This window comes from Arthrobacter sp. Hb9-2 (assembly GCF_059091165.1).
In genome coordinates, this window is sequence record NZ_JBNHGJ010000083.1 from 1 (window position 1) to 2499 (window position 2499).

Genomic DNA, 2499 nt, shown 5'->3' on the forward strand with positions numbered 1-2499 from the left:
CATCGACGACCTCGCCGCCGTCGCACAGCGGACCCTTCCGCTGATGGCCAAATACGGCGTCGAATGCCGGATCGGCACACCCGCCAACGTCTAAAACGCAAAACGTGTGTCCCGCGGCATGAGAACCATGTCCGCGGGACACACTCGTTTCCAATGCATGTCAGCTGCAAACTCACCCACCTGCCGGCGATCGGCGTCACCATGGACGGTGTTCGAAGACAAAGGCCGGTTTACAGTCCCCCGCCGAACCCACGACAGAACCTGCGAAGTGACCGTCCTATCCCGGCGGGGAGCAGGTTGAGGACGTTGCACGTCCAAGAGACTTGTCGTCTGCACGATCCGGCGCCGCTGGGAAAGTAGAGCCTTCCGAGGACCGGGCTATTGCCGGAGTCTTCCGTGAGAGGTAGTCATGACCGGGCAAGGTTCAGCAATGTCGTTCCGCTGCGACGGAAGGGAGCCTATGGCTGCTATAAAATGAGCCGGCCAAGGTTGCGCGGTTGCGGAGCCCTGGGGAACATGAGCCACTGTAACGGTGCCGAATGCAGCCACCGCTCCATGGTTGCCTTCGTGGGCGTGCCCGTATATCTCAAACGCGTAGGTAAGAGACGATCGACCCATCCGTTGGATACCAATTGAAGCAGTGACGCGCTGTCCAAACCACAGCTTTGCCGTGTACGTAACCGACTGATGCACACGGGGGGCGCCGGGAAAGTACCCGGGCATATTCACAGACCGAGAAAGCTCCGCCTCTGCCGCTTCCACCCAACGAATGACCGCGGTATTGTGCTGGTGGCCCGATGCGTCCGTGTCCACCCACTCCACCATCCGCTCAACAGCAGCGTCAATTGGCTGTACGGCTTCCGTTTCCACCACGACCTCCGGTCCACGAGGGTAGCTTTGGGCGGTCCCTAACGGACCTTCCCACCATGGCCGCCAGTGTACCTTAGATCTGACGACCGTCACCTTAAGAGTATATGCTTGTTCTGGCGACGCCTTAGGGCGGGAAGTACATATTCCCATGTGCTTAGCGGGTGCTGCAGGGTTGCTTAGGGGGCGTGTCGGTGAGCCGAAGTGCAATAACATCGCCCAGCCCCAAGGGGAGCGGTACCGTGAAGAGAATAGGACTTCGAAAGGTAGGGGTTGCAGCTATGACTGACTCAGCGAACGAATTGGCGCCCATGCCACGGCATCAGCACCTCATCGTCACGGTCTACGGGTTGTACGCACGTGCACATGACGGCGGTTTCGCTGTATCCGACCTTATCCGGCTACTGGGGGATCTGGGCGTGGAATCAGCCGGGGTCCGGTCGTCCGTTTCACGGTTGAAGAAGCGGGGAGTCCTCTCGAGCGTTCGTCAGGGAAGGGTGGCTGCTTACAAACTGGCGGAGGGGCTTGAAGATGTGTTCCGCGCCGGCGATGAACGCATCTTCGCTAGGCGGCGAGCCCAAAAAGTCGATGGTTGGATTCTCGTCTCCTTCTCCGTTCCGGAGGCGCACCGTCACCTAAGGCATAAGCTGCGAACGATTCTGACCCGTATCGGCTGCGGGCAGGTTTCCCCTGGTTTGTGGATCGCGCCTGGAAATCTCTCGAGTGAAGTGAGTCAGCAGTTGGACCGGGCAGGACTTATGGAATACGTGGATCTGTTCAAAGCGGCGCACCTGTCAGACGATCAGATGCGAGTGAAAGTCGGGCAGTGGTGGGATCTTTCGTCACTCGAAGCCCTTTATGAAGAGTTCATTGAACGCTATGCCCCAGTACTTGAGCGCTGGTTTACCCCTGACGCGACTACGGATCAATCCACCCAGGAGAAATTTGCCTTCGCTGACTACGTGCCGATGGTCACTCAGTGGCGGAGACTGCCCTATCTAGATCCGGGCTTGCCGGAAGAGTACCTCCCGGAAGGCTGGAGCGGATTAGGGGCCGAAAATCTTTTCGCGCAACTGCACTCGATACTCGCTCCCATGGCAGAAAAGTACGCGCGGTCTGTGGTCGGCGGTTCATGGGCCGACGATTCAGCGGAGCATCCTACATGGTCCCGCCGGCAGGTTCTTGAGCCCACCTGACAGGTGAAGTCGTGCTACCAATCCCGGTACTAGGCCCCGGCACGTTCTTCGTGACAATATCGTAACGCCCGGCAGGAATATGCTATATTAGCAGTCTGGGATGTGACCCCCAGCACAAACTCCTGAGGGGTCAGGCCGCTCTGGACTGTGCGCACCAACAGTGCCGCGCTTCGCAGTCCAGGGACTGGCTGTTCCCTGAGCCATCGCAGCGTAAGCCGTTGCGGGCCCACCGGGCCAAAAAATCTCGGTGGTGTGTGAGACACGTTGGTGTTACACGCGTATGCCTCTCGGCTTGTACGTTAGCTTCGCTGTATCTCCGGCGCACTATTTTCGTTCCGCCAACACAGTTAGTGAGAAATGATGACGCTCAAGGTTTCGATCATTGCCGGCAATCCCAAGCCGCAGTCCCGCACCCTGAAGGTAGCCCAGACCCTCG

At 58.8% G+C, this 2499-nt stretch carries 1 protein-coding gene; it reads left to right on the top strand.

The features are described from left to right. Positions 1 to 1178: 1178 nt before the first annotated feature. Positions 1179 to 2063, top strand: coding sequence for a PaaX family transcriptional regulator (locus AC5RV1_RS21275; protein ID WP_493995941.1), 885 nt, complete (start codon positions 1179 to 1181; stop codon positions 2061 to 2063). Positions 2064 to 2499 lie beyond the last annotated feature (436 nt).